The following is a 19,445-nucleotide window of genomic DNA, read 5'->3' on the forward strand; positions in this document are numbered from 1 at the left end:
TAACAGCTGATGGCAAAGAAAAATACAGCTATGATGGAACAATATCAAAAAATCAAGGATCAATATCCAGATGCTTTTTTATTTTATCGTATTGGTGATTTTTACGAATTGTTTAATGAAGATGCCATTAAAGGAGCACAAATTTTAGAGCTAACGCTTACTGCTAGAAATCATAAAGCAGAAGACCCAATCCCTATGTGTGGAGTACCACATAAAGCAGCACAAGGTTATATTGATACACTGGTTGATCAGGGTTATAAAGTTGCGGTTTGTGAACAGGTTGAAGATCCTAAATTAGCTAAAGGAATGGTTAAACGTGAAGTTATTCAATTAGTTACCCCCGGGACCCAAACTGATAGTAAGTCTGAATCGGCTAAAGATAATAATTATTTGGCTAGTGTCGTATACAGTCAAGAGCTTAACCAATATGGTTTTTCATACATCGAACTATCAACCGGAGAATTAAAAGTAACTCTATTGGATAGTGCCGATGATGTTTTGAATGAGGTGATTAATCTTAATTCGAAAGAAGTTGTAGTTGATGACAGTCTTACTTCAACGTTAGTTTCTAATTTTAAAAAGCTAGGAATCTTGACTTCTCAACAAAATAGCATTGACGAAGGAAATGGAACAGGCATCATCACTAACATTGATAATGAATTACTTCGTCAATCTTTGAACTTATTATTAACTTACGTTGCCGATACACAAAAACGTAGTCTTTCACATATTCAGAGGGCACAACAATATCAAACGAACTCTTTTTTAAAAATTGATCATAATTCTCAATATAATTTGGAACTTTTAAAAAACATTCGAACTGGTAAGAAATCTGGGACTTTGTTGTGGGTTGTTGATGATACTAAAACCGCTATGGGTGGTAGAAAATTAAAGCAATGGATTGAGCGTCCCTTGATTAAACAAACAGATATTTTAGCTAGACAGAATTTAGTCGAAACACTTTTAGATAGTTATTATGAACGAAATGAATTACGAGAAGCTTTAATTAAAGTTTATGATTTGGAAAGGTTAGCGGGCAGAATTTCGTTTGGGGGAGTTAATGCCCGTGACTTAACTCAGTTAAAGTCGTCATTAGCTCAAATACCTAAAATTAAACATATTTTAAATCAACTTGATTCTGCTGACTTTCTGTCGATTTATGAACAACTTGATGATGTTTATGACGTTTATCAATTGATTGATGACGCAATTATTGAAGATGCCCCTATCTCAGTTAAAGATGGAGGAATTATTAAAGATGGATATAGTGATAAACTTGATCAGTATCGCGATGCTATGCAGAATGGAAAACAATGGTTAGCTGATTTAGAAGCAAAAGAGCGTAAGCTAACGGGAATTTCTAATTTAAAAATTGGATATAATCGAGTATTTGGTTATTACATTGAAGTTACAAAAGGAAATATTCCTAAATTAGATGATACTCGATATAACCGAGTACAAACTTTAACCAATGCTGAAAGATTTTCGACTCCAGAATTAAAGTCTAAAGAATCTTTAATTTTAGAAGCTCAAGAAAAATCTCGAAGTCTTGAGTATGATATTTTTGCTAGCATTCGAGAACAAATCAAGCAACAAATTCCTCGAGTACAAAAATTAGCAAATGGGATATCAAGTCTTGATGTACTTCAAAGTTTTGCAACAATTAGTGAGCGCGAACAATTTGTAAAACCAAGTTTTAATAATCATAAATTATTAAAACTTGTTAATGCTCGACATCCTGTTGTTGAACAAGTGATGGGTTCGCAAAAGTACGTTCCTAATGACGTACTTATGGATAAAGACACTGGCATTCTTTTGATTACAGGTCCTAATATGTCAGGAAAAAGCACCTATATGAGGCAATTAGCTTTAATTGTAATTTTGGCACAAATGGGTTGTTTTGTTCCGGCAGAATTAGCTGAGATGCCTATCTTTGACCAAATTTTTACACGAATTGGGGCAGCTGATGATTTGATTTCAGGACAAAGTACTTTTATGGTTGAAATGAAGGAAGCTAATCAAGCTATTCAAAATGCAACCGAAAATAGTCTTATTTTATTTGATGAATTAGGTCGTGGAACTTCGACATATGATGGTGTAGCGTTAGCGCAAGCTATTATTGAATATATTCATAATCATGTTCATGCTAAGACCATGTTTTCGACACATTATCATGAACTGACCGACCTTAGCAGTGAGCTTCACCACTTAAAGAATGTTCACGTAGGCGCAACAGAAAAAGATGGTAAGTTAATTTTTTTGCATAAAGTTCTTGATGGAGCAGCTGATAAATCATATGGAATTAACGTTGCTCAATTAGCTGGTCTTCCTGATGAGTTATTAGCACGTGCACAATCAGTTTTAAATCATTTTGAAAGTAATCATCAAAAGCAGGAAAAAGATAGTCATTTGGCAATTACACCAACTTCAGATTCGAGTGATGAGGAAGCCTCTCAATTAGAACTATTTAAAGTTGAAAAACAGCCCTTAGCAACTAGTGAATTAACTAAAAAAGAGGCTAAAATTATGACTGAAATTAAAAAAATTGACTTAATGAGTTTAAATCCAATGGAAGTTATGAATTTAGTTTATCAGTGGAAACAAAAATTAAAGTAAAAGTAAGGAGGAATTGAAATGGGTGAGATTCATCAATTATCTAACGTCTTATCTGATCAAATTTCAGCCGGAGAAGTAATTGAACGACCAGCTTCCGTAGTTAAAGAATTAATTGAAAATTCAATTGATGCTGGTAGTAGTCGAATTGATGTTGAACTGCACGATGCCGGATTAAAACAAATCAAGATTACTGATAATGGGAATGGAATCGCCCCTGATCAAGTTCAACTAGCTTTTAAACGATTTGCTACTAGTAAAATTAAACAACAATCAGATTTATTTAAAATTCATTCGTTGGGATTTCGCGGAGAAGCTTTACCTAGTATTGCCTCAATTTCAGAAGTAACGATGAAAACTTCCGATGGAGAGCATGAAGGAAGCAAAATTAAAATTAGTGGTGGTAAATTAGTTCAACAGGTACCGGCTGAAATTAGGCGGGGGACTACTGTTAAAGTTGAAAATTTATTTTTTAATACCCCGAATCGGTTAAAATATCTTAAATCTAATTCAACAGAGTTAAGTAAAATTACTGACATTGTAAATCGATTAGCATTAAGTCACCCAGAAGTAGCCCTTTCTTTATATCATAATGATCGTGAATTATTACGAACTTCTGGTCGAAATAACATGCAACAGGTAATTGCTGGAATTTACGGAAATCCTAGCATGAAAAAAATGATTGCAGTGAATGCCGAAAATCAAAAATTTAAAATAACAGGATATACTAGTTTACCTGAACTAACGCGAGCTAGTCGTAAGTATATTTCAGTCATTATTAATGGCCGATTTGTGAAGGATTATGCTTTAAATCATGCGATCATTGATGGTTATGGTTCAAAATTAATGGTGGGACGTTATCCAGTTTCAATAATAAATGTTGAAATGGATCCAAGTTTAATTGACGTAAATGTTCATCCAACTAAACAAGAAGTACGCCTTATTGATAGTCGAGAACTTAGTGATTTTATCGCTAAATCAATTTATGCAGCACTAGCTCAAGAAAACTTAATTCCTGATGCACTTGATAATCAATCATTGAAGCGAGGGCTTTCAGAACACAACACGATGGAAGTTGCTTTGAATTTTGATGATTTAGCAACCAATGATACTGCAACTTTAACTAGTGTTGTCAAAAGCAATCCGAAGATAGATCAAATTACTTCAGTTACAGTAAAAGATAAAGCAAAACATCAGCCGATTATGGTTAAAACTAAAGCAGATTTACAGCAAGCGGATGTAGTAAATTTTCAAAATTATTATTTAAACGAACGAAAAGCGGCACCATTTGGAAATGAAACTAAGCAATTAATTGCGCAACAACGGTTCCCAAAACTTCGATTTGTTGGTCAAGTTCATGGAACTTATTTAATTGCTGAAAGTCAAGACGGTATGTATATTATTGATCAGCATGCTGCTCAAGAACGCATTAATTATGAAAAGTTCCGTAAGCAAGTCGGAGAGGTTACAGAAGATGAGCAAAACTTGTTAGTTCCAATTGTTTTAGATTATCCAGCTAGTGATTCCTTGACCATTAAAAGCCACTTGAATTTACTAGAATCAGTTGGCATTAAGTTAGAACCCTTTGGAAATAATAGTTTTGTCATTCATCAGCATCCAACTTGGTTTGAAAAGGGACAAGAAGAAGCAACCATTAGAGAAATGATTGATTGGGTACTTAACCATGATAAACTAACCACAGCTGCTTTTCGTGAGCAAGCAGCTATCATGACTAGTTGTAAACAAGCAATTAAAGCTAATCATCATTTGGATCGTAATCAAGCCCAAGCATTACTAGATGGCTTATCTAATTGTGAAAATCCATTTAATTGTCCTCATGGGCGGCCAGTGTTGATTCATTTTTCGCCAAATGATTTACAAACGATGTTTAAGCGCATTCAAGATCCCCATGAAGCAAATAGTTGGGAATAAAAATGAAATGAGTGATTAAAATGTACGAATATTTATGTGGCGAATTAACTGATATTGCTGAATCTTATGTGGTAATTGATGTTCAGGGAGTTGGCTATTTAGTGAAGGTTGCTAATCCTTACCACTTTGAGACAAAAATTAATATTAAAATTAAACTGTACATCCATCAAAGTGTTAGCGATTCAGCAATGACTTTGTATGGATTTGAAACTTTAGAAGACAAACAGCTTTTTGAACAACTTTTAAATGTTTCTGGTATTGGATCAAAAAGTGCCTTAGCGATTATGGCGGGTAACGACAATACTGGACTTATTAATGCCATTAAAACTGAAGATGTTAGTTTTTTAGTTAAGTTTCCAGGAATCGGTAAAAAAACGGCTCAACAAATTATTTTGGATTTAAAAGATAAGATTGACAAAACGTTACAACTAGATTTAAATGTTAAAGAAGTAAATTCGCTACCTAGTCAAAATCAAAAGTTAGATGATGCTTTAAATGCTTTAGAAGTTTTAGGTTTTACACACAAAAGTGTTATTAAAATTAAATCCAAATTGGCAGAACTGAATGATGATACGACTACGGATCAATATATTAGTAGCGGATTGAAAATGTTAACTAAGTAAGGAGACAAATGGTGGAAGATGATAGAATTGTGTCGCAAAGTACGGATGATCAAGAAGCTTCATTAGAACAATCTTTACGACCTCAAACTTTTTCACAATACATTGGCCAAGCTGAAATCAAGCATTCCTTGAACGTTTATATTAAGGCAGCCAAACAACGTGAGGAGTCACTAGACCATGTTTTATTGTATGGACCACCAGGTTTAGGGAAAACCACTTTAGCAATGGTAATTGCTCATGAAATGGGTGTTAACTTAAAAATTACTAGTGGACCTGCAATTGAAAAAAGTGGTGATTTGGCTGCCTTATTAAATGAATTAGAGCCAGGTGATATTTTATTTATTGATGAAATTCATCGACTTCCCAAAGTAGTAGAAGAGATGCTTTATTCTGCAATGGAAGATTTTTATATTGATATTGTGATTGGGCAGGGTCCAACCGCTCATCCAGTTCACTTTGCACTACCTCCCTTTACTTTGATTGGCGCTACAACTCGAGCAGGATTATTAGACGCTCCATTTCGAAATCGATTTGGAATTGTTGAGCACATGAGTTATTATAATCAGTCGGATTTAGAGAAAATTGTAAAACGGTCGGCTAAGATTTTTCAAACTAATATTAAGGATGAAGGAGCTCATGAAGTTGCTTTGCGTTCTCGCGGAACTCCAAGAATTGCCAACCGGTTATTGAAGCGAGTTCGTGATTTTGCGCAAGTTTCTGGCAAAAACGAAATTGATATTGAAAGTGTTGATCAAGCTTTAACGGCTTTAGGAGTTGATGGTCAGGGTCTGGATCGAACTGACATTAAGCTGTTGGAAACGATGATTGAATATTATCATGGTGGGCCAGTTGGCTTAAATACTTTAGCTGCTAATATTGGCGAAGAAACTGATACAATTGCTGAAATGTATGAGCCATATTTATTACAAAAGGGTTATTTAAAAAGAACTGCTCGCGGTCGAAAAGTAACAGAAAAAGGGTATCAGCATTTAAATATTCCCTATCCAACTGAATAAGTTTGATTGATAGCGTTTGTAGGGTAATTTTGGTAAAATTAAAATAGTAAATTAATTGAGGTGAAAATATTATGCAACAATATGGTTCAATTGCAATTTTAGTTGTTTTATTTGGTTTAATGTATTTCTTTATGATTAGACCTCAAAAGAAACAACAACAAAAACATCAGGCAACGTTAAAATCTTTACAAAAGGGTGATCACGTTGTTACAATCGGCCGTTTACACGGAGTGGTTAGTGACATTGATCGTGCTAAAGGATTAGTTACCATTGATTGTGACGGAATTTACTTAGACTTTGATTTAAATGCCGTTGCTAATGTAACTCGTCCCGAAACTAAGGCTGCTCCTGAAACTGAAGCAACTGAAAAAAAAGATGACGAAGCTAAATAAAAGCCGATTAAGGCTTTTTTTGTTAGATAAATTAGAACGTACGTTCTAACAAAGGAAGGGGCATTCAAATGACAGATGATGAAATTCAAGTTGATACATCTCGAAAAATCATTCATGTTGATATGGATGCCTTTTTTGCTTCAATTGAACAACGTGAACATCCAGAATTTATTACGAAACCATTAGTGATTGCTAAAGATCCACGAACTACGGGTGGTCGCGGAGTCGTTACTACTGCCAATTATTTGGCAAGACAATATGGGGTTCATTCTGCAATGCCAGCTAGTAAAGCCCTTGATTTGTGTCCGAAAGCAGTTTTTAAAGCTCCTGATTTTGAATTATTCCGTCAGGTTTCTGACCAAATTCATGATATTTTTCGTGAGTATACTGATAAAATTGAAACAGTAGCTTTAGATGAAGCTTATCTAGATGTAACCGAAAATAAAAAGGAAATTGAAGATCCAATCTATTTAGCACATTTGATTCAAAGTGAAATTTGGGGAAAAACCCATTTAACCTGTTCAACTGGAATCTCTTATAGTAAGTTTTTAGCTAAAGAGGCTTCAGATTATCGAAAACCTGCTGGCGTAACGGTAATTAATGAGGAAGACGCTCATGATTTTTTAATGCGACTTAAAATTGAAAAATATCGTGGGGTAGGTAAGAAAACCGTTGAAAAAATGAAATCTTTAAATATTAATAATGGTTTTGATTTATACCAAAAGTCAGAACTGTTTTTAATTAATGAGTTTGGTCGATTGGGTTATGTTTTATATCGTCGCGTGCGAGGATCTGATAACCGTAAGGTGGAGTATCAACGTGAACGTAAGTCAATTGGAAAAGAACGAACTTATCCTCATGAACTTAATAGTATGAGGGAAGTAGAACAAGAATTAAGTAGAATTGCAAAACTGGTGGTCATCACTTTACGAAAGCATCAAAAACATGGGAAAACTGTGGTTTTAAAAGTTAGATATCATGATTTTACAACGATTACTAAACGAATTACCGAGACGGATTTTATTGAAAATGATACTGAGCTAATTTATGCAAAAGTAATTGATATTTTTGAAGAACTTCCTGATCCAGTGAAAGGAATTCGTTTATTGGGAATTACACTTACAAATCTAGCTGATGTAAGTTTTCAAAATATTAACTTACCTTTATATCAAAAATGAAGTATACTTAACTATTAAGAGTTTTTATAATAGAGGTAGATAAAATGAATATTAAAGAACAAATTTATGAAAAAATCAGTGAATACGATACGATTATTATTCATCGACATCAGCGCCCTGATCCTGATGCGGTTGGATCTCAAATGGGACTGGGGCACTTGATCAAGGCCACTTTTCCGAACAAAAAGGTTTATTGTGTCGGCAAGCAATATAAGAATTTTGCTTGGTTAGGTGAAACTGATGAGGTTAGTAATGATGATTATAACAATGCTTTAGTCATTGTTTGTGATACGGCTAATCAGCCTCGGGTTGACGATGATCGCTTTCCAAAAGGAAAATATTTAATTAAAATTGATCATCATCCTAACGATGATCAGTTTGGGGATTTGATGTGGGTTAATCCAGAAGCATCAAGTGTTTCTGAAATGATTTATGATCTCTATGCTGCTAACGCTGCTATGAAGTTATCCGATGAGGGAGCTCGCGATTTATATGCTGGAATTGTGGGGGATACAGGACGGTTTAAGTATCCAGCTACGACTAGTCATACCTTCAAAGTAGCCAGTGGATTAACTAAATTTGATTTTTCTTTGAACGAAATTGCACAACGAGAAGATGAAATTGATGTTCCACTAGCTCATTTAGCAGCATACGTCTACCAAAATCTTCAGATTTCAAAAAATGGTTCTGCTTATATTGTTTTAACTAATGAAGTTGTTGAAAAACTTAATTTAGGTGATGATAGTACTTCTTCAGTGGTTCCATTACCTGGCAACATTGGTTCCGTAGTTGATTGGGCCATTTTTGTTCAACAAAAAGAAGGGGATTACCGGATTCGCCTTCGTTCTAAAGGACCTTCAATTAATGAACTAGCCAAGCAACACAATGGTGGGGGACATGCTCTTGCTAGTGGTGCGGTTGCCAAAGATGAAAATGAAATTAAACAGGTTGTGGCCGAATTAGACCAGTTAACCAAAGCGTATAACGAGAAAGGTAACAAATAATGAGTGCATCTTTTAAAGATTATAAATTTAAGCCATTTATTAATGATGCCATTAATGACTTAGGATTTGATAATCCAACTCCAATTCAAGCTAAAGTAATTCCAACGATTCGTCATGGGAAAAGCGTGATTGGTAAATCAGCAACTGGTAGTGGAAAGACCCATGCTTTCTTACTACCTTTACTTGATAAGTTAAATTTGGCAAATCCCAATACCCAAATTGTCATTACCACTCCTAGTCGAGAATTAGCTTATCAAATTTATGAAAATGTAAAACAAATTGCCCGTTTTAGTCCTGAAACGATTCACATTGCTAACTATGTGGGTGGAACTGACAAAGAAAAACAAATTGAAAAGTTAAAACGAGAACAACCCCAAATTGTAGTAGGAACTCCTGGTCGAATTTTGGATTTATCCAAAGCTGGCCATCTAGATATTAATACGGCTAATCAATTAGTCATTGATGAAGCCGATATGACGCTTGACCTTGGTTTTTTGGAAACCGTTGATAAAATTGCAGCTTCCATGGCAAAAGATCTTCAAATGATGGTTTTTTCCGCTACAATTCCCTCAAAATTAAAACCATTTTTAAAGAAATACATGAAAAATCCAGTATTGGATGATATTCCAACGGAAACGGTCATCAATAAAGATGTTGATAACTGGTTGATTTCAACTAAGGGTCAAGATAAAAATGGTTTGATTTATAAATTATTAACCATGGGGAATCCCTATTTGGCGTTAATTTTTGCTAATACTCGGGAACGGGTAGATGAAATTGAAGAATATCTTCAAGGACAAGGATTGAAAGTTGCTAAGATTCATGGTGGAATGCAACCACGAGTTCGAAAACGGGTAATGAAGCAAATTCAAAACCTTGATTTCCAATTTGTAGTTGCTTCTGATTTAGCAGCTCGTGGAATTGATATTGATGGAGTTTCTCATATCATTAATGATGATATTCCTACTGACAACGAATACTTCATTCACCGAGTTGGTCGGACTGGACGTAAAGGGATGAAGGGAATTGCCATCACGCTTTATGGACCTGACGAAGATGCCAAAGTCCTTGAACTGGAAAATATGGGAATCAAATTTAAGCCCAAAGAAATCAAGAATGGTGAAATTGTTGATACTTATGACCGTCGTCGTCGGGAAAAATACAAAGGTCACCATGACAAACTTGATGGTTCAACTTTAGCCATGATTAACAAGAAAAAGAAAAAGGTTAAACCTGGTTACAAACGAAAAATTAAACGAGCAATTAAGAACAAGGATGATCAAAATCGTAAGATTGAATTACGTAGTCAAATTCGTTCACGTAAGAAACAAAAGAAACGTAGTTCAGAACGTTATCAATAATTGACACCCATAAATTTTATAGCTATAATTTTTAATAAGGACATACTAATAAAGAAGTTTATGCAGCGATGATTGGATAGTGAGAGCAATCAAAAACAAATTTATTTAGGGCTACCTGATTTGAAATACGGTTCTCGCGTTATAGAGATTTATGAGAGGTAAACGATAAACATCGTTGCAAACAAAGTGGTACCGCGTGTAGACGTCTTTGTGAGCAATGGTGTTTTTTATTTAATTTTATTTATTGGAGGAAATAAGATGAAACAACTTAGTAGCGGTGAAATTCGCCAAATGTTCCTCGATTTTTTCAAGGAAAAGGGACATACAATTGTACCTAGTGCTTCATTAGTACCACATGATGATCCAACTTTACTTTGGATTAATTCTGGGGTTGCCACAATGAAAAAGTACTTTGACGGATCAGTGGTTCCTGATAATCCAAGAATGACAAGCTCACAAAAAAGTATTCGAACTAATGATATTGAAAACGTGGGACGGACTGCTCGGCACCAAACTTTATTTGAAATGCTTGGTAATTTTTCCGTTGGTGATTACTTTAAAGCTGAAGTAATTCCTTGGGCGTTAGAATTATTAACTAGTCCAGATTGGTTTGGCTGGGATAAAGATAAGCTCTATATGACTTATTATCCAGAAGACAAGACTACTAAAGAACTTTGGGAGAAAGCCGGAGTTGCCCCTGATCACTTAATTCCAGTAGAAGATAATTTTTGGGATATTGGTCAAGGACCTTCTGGACCAGATTCCGAAATTTTCTATGATCGTGGTGAAAAGTATGATAATTTAGCCCCTGATGATCCAGAAAACTATCCTGGGGGAGAAAACGAACGTTACCTTGAAGTTTGGAACATTGTGTTTTCACAATTTAACCATACTGCTGAAGGTACATATGAACCCCTTCCTAGAAAAAACATTGATACGGGAATGGGACTTGAACGAGTGGTTTCTGTTTTCCAAGATGCACCAACGAATTTTGAAACCGATTTATTCATGCCTTTGATTGAAAAGACCCAATCATTTAGTGACAATAAAAAGTATGGGGACAATGCCGAAGATGATGTTGCCTTTAAGGTAATTGCTGACCACATTCGGGCCATTACGTTTGCGATTAGTGATGGTGCCCTTCCTTCAAATGAAGGTCGTGGATACGTGATTCGTCGTTTACTTCGTCGTGCTACGGTTAATGGTCATCAATTAGGGATTGATGGTGCCTTTCTTTACAAACTAGTTCCGGTAGTTGGAGAAATCATGAAATCCCACTATCCTAAGGTCTTAGAACAAAGTGAATACATTCAAAAAATTGTTAAAAGTGAAGAAGATCGGTTTAATGCAACTTTAAATGACGGAATTGCTTTATTAAATGAAGTAATTGCTGATACTAAGCAAGCAGGTAAAACCGAAATTTCTGGTCAAGCAGCTTTCAAACTATACGATACTTATGGCTTCCCATTAGAATTAACTGAGGAATACGCAGGTGACCGTGGACTAAAAGTTGATGCAGAAGCTTTTGATGCTGAAATGGAAGCTCAACGAAATCGGGCACGGAATGCTCGCAGTAAGAAAGGTTCAATGAAAGTTCAACGTGATCTTTTAATTGAAATCAAAACGCCAAGCGAATACGTTGGTTACACTGATTTAACGGTTGATGATGCTGAATTAAACGACATTATTTTTGACGAAAAATTGGTGAAATCAGTTGATAAGAGCAATGGTGAAGCTGAATTAATTTTTAACAAAACTCCTTTTTATGCTGAAATGGGGGGTCAAGTCGCTGATACTGGTAACATTTATAACCAAAATGGTGATTTAGTTGCCACTGTTGAAGATGTTCAACATGCCCCAAATGGCCAAAACTTACACACCGTTAAAGTTCTTGGAAAATTAAAACAAGGTGATCATTACAAACTAGTGGTTGATCGTCAATTTCATGCGGGAGTAGAACGTAATCATACCGCTACGCATTTGTTAGACCAGGCTTTACGGAATGTTTTAGGTGATCATACTGAACAAGCTGGTTCATTAGTTAAGCCAGGTTATTTACGTTTTGACTTCACCCACTTTGGTTCTGTAACTAAGGAAGACTTGAAGAAAGTCGAAGACTTAGTTAACAAAAAAATCTTTGAAGCCATTCCGGTTGAAACCGTTGTGACTGATAAAGAAACTGGGAAAAAGATGGGGGCAATTGCCTTATTTGATGATAAGTATGGTGACCAAGTTCGAGTGGTTAAAGCTGGTGATTTCTCCGTTGAATTCTGTGGTGGTGACCATGTTAAGAACACTAGTCAACTAGGCTTGTTCAAGATTACTTCAGAAACTGGAGTTGGAGCTGGAATTCGTCGGATTGAAGCAGTTACGGCAAAACCTGCCTTTGAATACTTAAATGATGAAGAACGACTTTTAAATGAAGTTACGCAAACAGTTAAAGCAACTAATAATGCAGCTACTCCTGCACGAGTTAAAGAAATGCTTAAACAAATTAAGGAGCTTGAAAGTAAACAAGAATCACTTGAAACTAAACTTGCTAACCAAGAAGCTAGTGATATGTTTAATCATCCAGAAACTATCAATGGCACTTCAATTATCACTGGTCAACTGAAAAATGGAAACATGAATCAATTACGTGAATTAGCTGATACTTGGCGTAATAAAAAATATTCAAACATTTTGGTACTGGGAACTGGAACTGATGGTAAAGCTAATTTACTAGTTGCTGTTGATGAAGAAACTATCAAAAATGGTGTTAAAGCTGGTGAAATCGTTAAAGCAATTTCAAGTAATATCCAAGGTGGTGGAGGTGGTCGTCCCAATCTTGCCCAAGCTGGTGGTAAGAATCCAGCCGGAATTGATGATGCCTTGCAAGCTGCTAAAGCATGGTTAAGTAATAAATAGTTAAAAGATTACGGTAGTTCTAAATTTTAAAGATTGGATAAAATATGAGAATAATGGGCTTAGATGTCGGTTCAAGAACAGTTGGAGTAGCAATTAGTGATGCTCTTGGTTGGACGGCACAAGGAATTGAAATTGTTCAAATTAATGAAGATGAAAAAGAATTCGGATTAGATCGAGTTGGAGAATTAATTAAAGAATATGACGTCCAAAAAGTAGTCATTGGGTTGCCAAAGAATATGAACAATACTGAAGGTCCCCGCGTTAAAGCATCCAAAAGATATGGTAAAATGGTTAAAGCTTTCTTTCATTTACCAGTCGAATATCAAGATGAACGTTTAACGACGGTCGAAGCAGAACGAATGTTAATTGAAAAAGCAGATGTTTCTCGTGCCAAACGAAAAAAGGTAATCGATAAAGTTGCTGCCGAGCTAATTTTGCAGGGCTATTTAGATAAAAACATGCAATAAAAGGAGGATTAAAATGAATAACGAACCAGAACAAATTACTTTAATTGACGAAAACGGTGATGAAATTCTTTATAATGAATTATTTACTTTTGAATCAAAAGATTATGATCGTTCATATATCTTAATGTATCCAGCTTCTGAAGAAGGAAACGAAGACATTAATATTGAAGCATATGCATTACCTAAGGGAACTGATCCTACTTCACCAGAAGATGGTGACTTAGAACCAATCGAAGATGATGCAGAATGGGAAATGGTGCAAGAAACTTTAAATACTTTCCTCACTCCAGAAGACGAAGATTAATCATAGTAAAATCAAAAAGGTATCAACAGTGCTGTTGGTACCTTTTTTGCGTATTCATGATAAAATTGTAGTATTATTAGGAGGATTTAAATTGGATAATAAAAAAAGATTTAAAGCAAAAATTGGAGAAAAAGACTTTACTTTAATTGGCACTGCTTCTGAGGAACATATGACGGCAGTTACTAAAATTTTAAACGATGAACTTAACAAAATTAAAAGCCAAAATAACAGGATTAGTGACGAAGATGCGGCTATTTTATTGGCATTCAATGCAATTTCGGACCAATTAGATAAGCAGTTAGAACTTGATGAGATACGGAAAAAGGACTTGGACAAATGATTTTATCTATCATTATTTTAATTATTGGAATTTTAGCGCTAATAAGGGGATTTCATCGGGGCTTTGTCAGTGAATTTTTTAAATTGATTGGATTGATTTTGGGACTGATTTTAGCTAGTAATTTTGCTGATGTAGTTGCAACTTGGTTAAGAACCTTTTTTAACTTATTTGTGGTTAATAAAGCCTATTCTAATCATGGATTGTGGCACGGAATTGGCTTTGTAATAGTTTTTGTGATTACTTTAATGCTTATTCAAGTACTTACGAATTTCTTTGATCGGATTGTAAGTTTGCCAATTTTACGACAATTAAATGCTTTTTTTGGATCCATAACTTGTTTATTTATTTATTTGGTGATAATTATAATTGTGATTGATGTGGCTTTATTCTTTAAGGTTGAATGGATTACAATCGCATACCAGAATTCAACGATTGCTCAATTATTAGTGCATACTTTAGGGCAAATTTTTACTTTTTAGAAAAGGTGGTTTAATGAATCAAAAAGTATTAGACACTTTAGAATATAATCAAATTAAACAAAAAATTAGTGACTACTTAGCAACCGAAAATGGGAAAAAAGAATTAAAGCATTTGTTACCTAGCGATGACACGAAAATTGTTAATTTATGGTTAGATGAAACTGATGATGGGGCTCACATCTATCGGTTAAATTATGCAATTCCAATTCCCAAATTGCTTGACATTACGTCTGCAATTAAACGTTTAGAAGTGGGTGCTAATCTAAATGGCCAAGAACTAGCTCACATCAGTGCGGTTTTAAATGCCATTTCAAAAATTAGCTTGTTCTTTGAAAGATTAGCTGCTGAAAAAGTTGAACTACACATCCTTGATGAAGAAGTAAAACATTTTAGTATTCTCCCCGAAATTACACAGCAATTAAAAAAGTCAATTGATGATCGGGGAAAAGTATTAGATTCTGCTTCTAGAAGTTTAAGCTCGATTCGTCGACAAATTAGTCGCTTAGAAAGTAACGTTAAAAGTAAAATGGAAAGTTTTACTCACGGCAAAAAAGCTAAATATTTAAGTGATCCTATCATTACAATTCGTGATGATCGTTATGTAATTCCAGTTAAAGCAGAATACAAACAACAAATTGGTGGAATCGTCCATGACCAAAGTACTTCTGGTCAAACAATTTATTTGGAACCAGCTGGAGTAGTTGATTTAAATAACGAATTACGGCGCGAACAAATTAAAGAGCGAGAAGAAGAAAAACGAGTTTTAGCTGAGCTTTCTGATTTAGTTCGTCCTTATCAAGCTGAATTACTTGCTAATGCTAAACAATTAGGGCACTTTGATTTAATTAATGCTAAAGCACGCTATGCAGCTAGTTTAAAAGCGACTCGGCCAGAAATTTCAGTTGATAATCAGGTTAACTTAAAAAATGCTCGGCATCCATTGATTGATCAAAAAAAAGTAGTAGGTAATGACATTAAATTAGGGTTTGATTATCGGCAAATTATTATTACTGGTCCAAATACCGGTGGAAAAACGATTACCATGAAAACGCTTGGAATCCTTCAATTAATGGCCCAATCGGGAATGTTCATAACTGCTGATGAGGGTAGTCAGGCCGGTCTTTATGATGAAGTTTTTGCTGATATTGGTGATGATCAATCAATTGAACAAAATCTAAGTACTTTTTCATCACATATGGATAATATTATTAATATTCTAAAACAGATGACTAGTCGAAGTTTAGTTTTAATTGATGAATTAGGAGCTGGTACTGATCCTCGGGAGGGGGCCGCATTAGCTATGTCAATTTTGGATGCGATTAGTCAATCAAATGCGGAAGTTTTATCAACGACCCACTACCCCGAACTAAAGGTTTATGGTTACAATCGGCCAGAAACCATTAATGCATCGATGGAATTTGATGAAAAAACGTTAAGTCCTACTTATCGCTTAATGATTGGAATTCCTGGACAAAGTAATGCTTTCAGTATTGCTAGTCGCTTAGGATTAAATGATTCAATTATTATGGAAGCCAAAGCTTTGGTTGACGAAGATAGTCAAGATATTAATGCCATGATTAGAAAATTGACTCAACAAACTAAGGCAGCCGATGATCGTGCTCGTAAGCTAGCCGTTGAATTAAAAAATGCAACTGAACTTCATCAAGAATTGATTGAAAAATTCAATCAATTTACTGAACGTCGTGATGCTATGGTTAATAAAGCCAAGCGGGATGCTAATCAAATTGTTTCACGAACCAGAAAACAAGCTAATGAAATTATTGACGATTTACACAAACGCCAGCAGAACACGGCTATTGACGTCAAAGAAAATGAATTAATTGAACAAAAAGGAAAAATTAATGCTTTAGAGCAACATCCCGAACTTAAAAATAATAAGGTACTTAAACGCTCTAAAGCTAAAAAGTCTTTTAAAATTGGCGATGATGTTTTAGTTAAAACCTATGGTCAACGTGGTGTTTTACTTAAAAAGGTTGGTAATCACAGTTGGGAAGTTGAATTAGGTATTTTAAAAATGAAAGTTAATGAGACGGATATGGAAAAAGTAAAAGCTGAGCAACCTAAGCATAAACCCCAAGCTAGTATTCATCGTACTCGTTCAACATCTATGTCACCGACTCTTGATTTGCGTGGAGTTCGTTATGATGATGCAATGCAACGGTTAGATCGCTATATTGATTCAGCTTTATTAGCAGGATATCCATCAGTTACTATTATTCATGGAAAAGGGACGGGGGCACTTCGTCAGGGGGTAATTAATTACTTACGTGGCAATCGCCAAGTTAAAGAATTTGGTTTCTCACCAGCGAATTCTGGTGGTGATGGTGCAACTGTCGTTAAGTTTAAGTAGGTTGTAAGCAATCTAGTTGAATTAGCAATCGTTAGATAGTATACTTACATCAAGTAAGTGAATGAACGAAGGAGGACTTAATTATGGTACACGAAATTAATGATACAAACTTTGAACAAGAAACTTCTGAAGGTTTAGTAGTTGTAGATTTTTGGGCAAGCTGGTGTGGTCCATGTAAAATGCAAGGTCCAGTAATTGAAGAACTTTCAAACGAAGATCAAAACATCAAATTCTGTAAAATGAATGTTGATGAAAACCAAGCAACTGCTTCAAGTTTAGGAATTATGAGTATTCCAACTTTACTAGTTAAAAAAGATGGTAAAATTGTTGATCAAATTGTTGGTTACCATCCTAAAGAACAGCTTCAAAAAATGTTATCAGCTTATTAAATTGCTTTTGCAATAACATAAAAAAGTCCTATTACAAGAAGCGAATGTAATAGGACTTTTTGCTATTCAATTATTTCAACTTTATTTATTTTGTCTGGATTTAAAATTTGTTGCGAAATATCTGAAATTACTGTAATTTCAATATTTTCTTTCCGTTTAATTTTATATTCTGCTTCGGTTTCAAACCCAGAATTTTGTTGAATGGTTTGAGCAATGAATCCGGCTTCTAACATAAAGTCAGCATCTTTATCAAGCTTTAGTCTGGTTTGGACTTCTGATCCAGTTAGTTTATAAAGATGTTTGCTTTCGGAATTGGTTATTAATTCTAAATCACCAAATTGGGCTTGTTGGAAAAATGCTGGTAAATCAGGAGTTTTAATTGGGAACTTAGCTGCTAAATTTTTTCCAGCCCAATAGAGGATATCATGGATATCTTCATTTAAAATGTCTTTTAAAAGATAATCCCTAATAAGGTCCACCCCAAAGAATTCAGGTTGAGAATTGTTTTGGAAAAATTTATTATAATTATTTAATTCTTTTTTACTCATATTATTCTCCAATCGTTATTTATACGATTTCAATTCTACCATAAAGCATGAAACAGAGTGCAGAGATATTCAATTATAGGTATAATAAAAAAGAGAGAAAGAAGGGGATTACGTATGAATTCAGAACCAATTGCATTTATGGACTCCGGTATCGGTGGGCTAACTGTTTTAAAAGTTGCTCTTAAAGAACTTCCTCATGAAAATATGATTTATTTAGGTGATGAAGCTCATATGCCATATGGTGAAAAAAGTGTAGGTCAAGTAGTTGATTATAGCATGGAGATTGGCAATTTTTTTAAAGAGCAACAAGCTAAGTGTATGGTAGTTGCTTGTAATACAGCGACGGCTTCTGCACTCAATGATTTACAAGCAAAAATGCCAATTCCAGTAGTTGGGGTTATTAAACCAGGTAGTAAGGCAGCAATTAAAGCTACCAAAAGTAGGAAAATTGGAGTAATTGGAACAAAAGTTACCATTAATAGCCACGCCTACCGTGATGAAATTCAAGCGTTAAATCCCGCAATTGACGTAATTGAAGTAGCTTGTCCTGCCTTTATTCCGTTGGTGGAAAAGGGGGATTATACTTCTCAAACTGCTAAAAATACAATTGTAGACGGATTAGCTAAATTTAAAGATGCTAGAATTGATACATTGGTTTTAGGATGTACGCATTTTCCCATTATTGCCAATTTGATTCAAAAGGTAGTTGGCAATCAAGTTCAATTAATTGATCCTGGATTTGAAACTGTCAACGTTGTTAAGCAACTTTTACGACAAAAACAAGCGTTAAATAGTGCTAAAATGGCAAGGGTTAAATATTATACAACTCAAGGAGTTACTCATTTTAATGAGGTAGCTTCTAAATGGTTAGATCGAAAGGTAGGTTCAGAGTTGGTTACACCAAATCAACTTAAAAAATATGACGAATAAAGAAATTGTTATTGCAACAGGTAATCAACATAAACTTCGAGAATTTAAAGAAATGCTTGAACCAATGGGTTACAAGATTAAATCAATTAAAGATTTTGACAATCTTCCTACAATTGTAGAAGATGGAAAAACGTTTGAAGAAAATGCAACAATTAAAGCCACTGTCGTTGCAAAAGCAATCGGATTACCCGTTTTTGCTGATGATTCTGGACTAGTAGTCCCATCAATTAATAATGAACCAGGAATTTATTCTGCTCGTTATGCAGGTGATCATGATGATGATGCAAATAATTCCAAATTATTAAAACGACTTGGTCATTCTGATGATCGAAATGCTTATTTTCATACATCATTAGTGGGGATGAAACCAAATGGAGAAAAGATTCATGTTAGTGGGGTAGTTTCTGGCGAAATTACAACGGAAAAACATGGAGATAATGGATTTGGTTACGATCCATTATTTTACGTACCAAGTATGCATAAAACTATGGCTGAAATGACTGATGATGAAAAAAATCAAATTAGTCATCGTGGTCGCGCACTACAAAAATTAAAAAATGTAATTAATGATTGGTGGTAAAAAGCAGGCTT

At 34.7% G+C, this 19,445-nt stretch carries 18 protein-coding genes; 17 read left to right on the top strand and 1 reads right to left on the bottom strand.

The window, feature by feature from the left end; translation table 11 throughout:
- Window positions 1-9 precede the first annotated feature (9 nt).
- From mutS to trxA, 15 genes are all read left to right on the top strand, one after another.
- On the top strand, window positions 10-2,616 hold the full coding sequence (mutS, locus tag AC0GLY_RS02625) for a DNA mismatch repair protein MutS (protein WP_496611990.1): 2,607 nt from the start codon (window positions 10-12) through the stop codon (window positions 2,614-2,616).
- A gap of 18 nt (window positions 2,617-2,634) precedes the next feature.
- Window positions 2,635-4,545 (top strand): DNA mismatch repair endonuclease MutL, encoded by a 1,911-nt coding sequence (gene mutL, locus AC0GLY_RS02630; protein ID WP_496611991.1) that lies wholly within the window; start codon window positions 2,635-2,637, stop codon window positions 4,543-4,545.
- A 20-nt stretch (window positions 4,546-4,565) separates the two neighbouring features.
- Complete coding sequence (gene ruvA, locus AC0GLY_RS02635) at window positions 4,566-5,168, top strand: Holliday junction branch migration protein RuvA (protein WP_496611992.1); 603 nt, start codon at window positions 4,566-4,568, stop codon at window positions 5,166-5,168.
- Between the two features lie 8 nt (window positions 5,169-5,176).
- Window positions 5,177-6,184: a Holliday junction branch migration DNA helicase RuvB gene (ruvB, locus tag AC0GLY_RS02640; protein ID WP_496611993.1), complete on the top strand. Its 1,008-nt coding sequence runs from the start codon at window positions 5,177-5,179 to the stop codon at window positions 6,182-6,184.
- Between the two features lie 71 nt (window positions 6,185-6,255).
- Window positions 6,256-6,576 (top strand): preprotein translocase subunit YajC, encoded by a 321-nt coding sequence (gene yajC / locus AC0GLY_RS02645; protein WP_496611994.1) that lies wholly within the window; start codon window positions 6,256-6,258, stop codon window positions 6,574-6,576.
- 68 nt (window positions 6,577-6,644) lie between these two features.
- Window positions 6,645-7,754 (top strand): DNA polymerase IV, encoded by a 1,110-nt coding sequence (gene dinB, locus AC0GLY_RS02650; RefSeq protein ID WP_496611995.1) that lies wholly within the window; start codon window positions 6,645-6,647, stop codon window positions 7,752-7,754.
- A gap of 44 nt (window positions 7,755-7,798) precedes the next feature.
- Window positions 7,799-8,758: a DHH family phosphoesterase gene (locus AC0GLY_RS02655; RefSeq protein WP_496611996.1), complete on the top strand. Its 960-nt coding sequence runs from the start codon at window positions 7,799-7,801 to the stop codon at window positions 8,756-8,758.
- The gene (locus AC0GLY_RS02660) at window positions 8,758-10,119 is read left to right on the top strand and encodes a DEAD/DEAH box helicase (RefSeq protein ID WP_496611997.1); all 1,362 of its coding nucleotides are present in this window, start codon (window positions 8,758-8,760) and stop codon (window positions 10,117-10,119) included. The genes AC0GLY_RS02655 and AC0GLY_RS02660 overlap by 1 nt, the downstream gene beginning before the upstream one ends.
- Window positions 10,120-10,377: 258 nt before the next feature.
- Window positions 10,378-13,026 (top strand): alanine--tRNA ligase, encoded by a 2,649-nt coding sequence (gene alaS / locus AC0GLY_RS02665; protein ID WP_496611998.1) that lies wholly within the window; start codon window positions 10,378-10,380, stop codon window positions 13,024-13,026.
- A gap of 44 nt (window positions 13,027-13,070) precedes the next feature.
- On the top strand, window positions 13,071-13,493 hold the full coding sequence (ruvX, locus tag AC0GLY_RS02670; protein WP_496611999.1) for a Holliday junction resolvase RuvX: 423 nt from the start codon (window positions 13,071-13,073) through the stop codon (window positions 13,491-13,493).
- Between the two features lie 13 nt (window positions 13,494-13,506).
- Entirely contained in the window at window positions 13,507-13,797 is a 291-nt protein-coding gene (locus AC0GLY_RS02675) for a DUF1292 domain-containing protein (RefSeq protein WP_496612000.1), read from the top strand.
- A gap of 91 nt (window positions 13,798-13,888) precedes the next feature.
- A complete protein-coding gene (locus tag AC0GLY_RS02680) occupies window positions 13,889-14,137 on the top strand; it encodes a cell division protein ZapA (RefSeq protein ID WP_496612001.1) in 249 nt (82 codons plus the stop codon).
- Window positions 14,134-14,616: a CvpA family protein gene (locus tag AC0GLY_RS02685; protein ID WP_496612002.1), complete on the top strand. Its 483-nt coding sequence runs from the start codon at window positions 14,134-14,136 to the stop codon at window positions 14,614-14,616. The genes AC0GLY_RS02680 and AC0GLY_RS02685 overlap by 4 nt, the downstream gene beginning before the upstream one ends.
- A 13-nt stretch (window positions 14,617-14,629) precedes the next feature.
- The gene (locus AC0GLY_RS02690) at window positions 14,630-16,987 is read left to right on the top strand and encodes an endonuclease MutS2 (protein WP_496612003.1); all 2,358 of its coding nucleotides are present in this window, start codon (window positions 14,630-14,632) and stop codon (window positions 16,985-16,987) included.
- A gap of 83 nt (window positions 16,988-17,070) precedes the next feature.
- Complete coding sequence (trxA, locus tag AC0GLY_RS02695; RefSeq protein ID WP_496612004.1) at window positions 17,071-17,376, top strand: thioredoxin; 306 nt, start codon at window positions 17,071-17,073, stop codon at window positions 17,374-17,376.
- Window positions 17,377-17,438: 62 nt separating this feature from the next.
- Here trxA and AC0GLY_RS02700 read toward each other — a convergent pair whose 3' ends face one another.
- On the bottom strand, window positions 17,439-17,924 hold the full coding sequence (locus tag AC0GLY_RS02700; RefSeq protein WP_496612005.1) for a YslB family protein: 486 nt from the start codon (window positions 17,922-17,924) through the stop codon (window positions 17,439-17,441).
- Between the two features lie 114 nt (window positions 17,925-18,038).
- On the opposite strand from AC0GLY_RS02700, the gene murI reads away from it, so the two are divergent.
- Together murI and AC0GLY_RS02710 are read left to right on the top strand one after the other, a co-directional pair.
- Window positions 18,039-18,854 (top strand): glutamate racemase, encoded by an 816-nt coding sequence (murI, locus tag AC0GLY_RS02705; protein WP_496612006.1) that lies wholly within the window; start codon window positions 18,039-18,041, stop codon window positions 18,852-18,854.
- Window positions 18,844-19,434, top strand: a complete 591-nt coding sequence (locus tag AC0GLY_RS02710) for an XTP/dITP diphosphatase (protein ID WP_496612007.1) — start codon at window positions 18,844-18,846, stop codon at window positions 19,432-19,434. The genes murI and AC0GLY_RS02710 overlap by 11 nt, the downstream gene beginning before the upstream one ends.
- Window positions 19,435-19,445 lie beyond the last annotated feature (11 nt).

Source organism: Fructilactobacillus sp. YLN 2507 (assembly GCF_059614085.1).

What these genes read in the sequence shown, in the direction of transcription:
- mutS (WP_496611990.1), top strand. Translation starts at nt 10, where the DNA reads ATGGCAAAGAAAAATACAGCTATGATGGAACAATATCAAAAAATCAAG.
- mutL (WP_496611991.1), top strand. Translation starts at nt 2,635, where the DNA reads ATGGGTGAGATTCATCAATTATCTAACGTCTTATCTGATCAAATTTCA.
- ruvA (WP_496611992.1), top strand. Translation starts at nt 4,566, where the DNA reads ATGTACGAATATTTATGTGGCGAATTAACTGATATTGCTGAATCTTAT.
- ruvB (WP_496611993.1), top strand. Translation starts at nt 5,177, where the DNA reads ATGGTGGAAGATGATAGAATTGTGTCGCAAAGTACGGATGATCAAGAA.
- yajC (WP_496611994.1), top strand. Translation starts at nt 6,256, where the DNA reads ATGCAACAATATGGTTCAATTGCAATTTTAGTTGTTTTATTTGGTTTA.
- dinB (WP_496611995.1), top strand. Translation starts at nt 6,645, where the DNA reads ATGACAGATGATGAAATTCAAGTTGATACATCTCGAAAAATCATTCAT.
- AC0GLY_RS02655 (WP_496611996.1), top strand. Translation starts at nt 7,799, where the DNA reads ATGAATATTAAAGAACAAATTTATGAAAAAATCAGTGAATACGATACG.
- AC0GLY_RS02660 (WP_496611997.1), top strand. Translation starts at nt 8,758, where the DNA reads ATGAGTGCATCTTTTAAAGATTATAAATTTAAGCCATTTATTAATGAT.
- alaS (WP_496611998.1), top strand. Translation starts at nt 10,378, where the DNA reads ATGAAACAACTTAGTAGCGGTGAAATTCGCCAAATGTTCCTCGATTTT.
- ruvX (WP_496611999.1), top strand. Translation starts at nt 13,071, where the DNA reads ATGAGAATAATGGGCTTAGATGTCGGTTCAAGAACAGTTGGAGTAGCA.
- AC0GLY_RS02675 (WP_496612000.1), top strand. Translation starts at nt 13,507, where the DNA reads ATGAATAACGAACCAGAACAAATTACTTTAATTGACGAAAACGGTGAT.
- AC0GLY_RS02685 (WP_496612002.1), top strand. Translation starts at nt 14,134, where the DNA reads ATGATTTTATCTATCATTATTTTAATTATTGGAATTTTAGCGCTAATA.
- AC0GLY_RS02690 (WP_496612003.1), top strand. Translation starts at nt 14,630, where the DNA reads ATGAATCAAAAAGTATTAGACACTTTAGAATATAATCAAATTAAACAA.
- trxA (WP_496612004.1), top strand. Translation starts at nt 17,071, where the DNA reads ATGGTACACGAAATTAATGATACAAACTTTGAACAAGAAACTTCTGAA.
- AC0GLY_RS02700 (WP_496612005.1), bottom strand. Translation starts at nt 17,924, where the DNA reads ATGAGTAAAAAAGAATTAAATAATTATAATAAATTTTTCCAAAACAAT.
- murI (WP_496612006.1), top strand. Translation starts at nt 18,039, where the DNA reads ATGAATTCAGAACCAATTGCATTTATGGACTCCGGTATCGGTGGGCTA.
- AC0GLY_RS02710 (WP_496612007.1), top strand. Translation starts at nt 18,844, where the DNA reads ATGACGAATAAAGAAATTGTTATTGCAACAGGTAATCAACATAAACTT.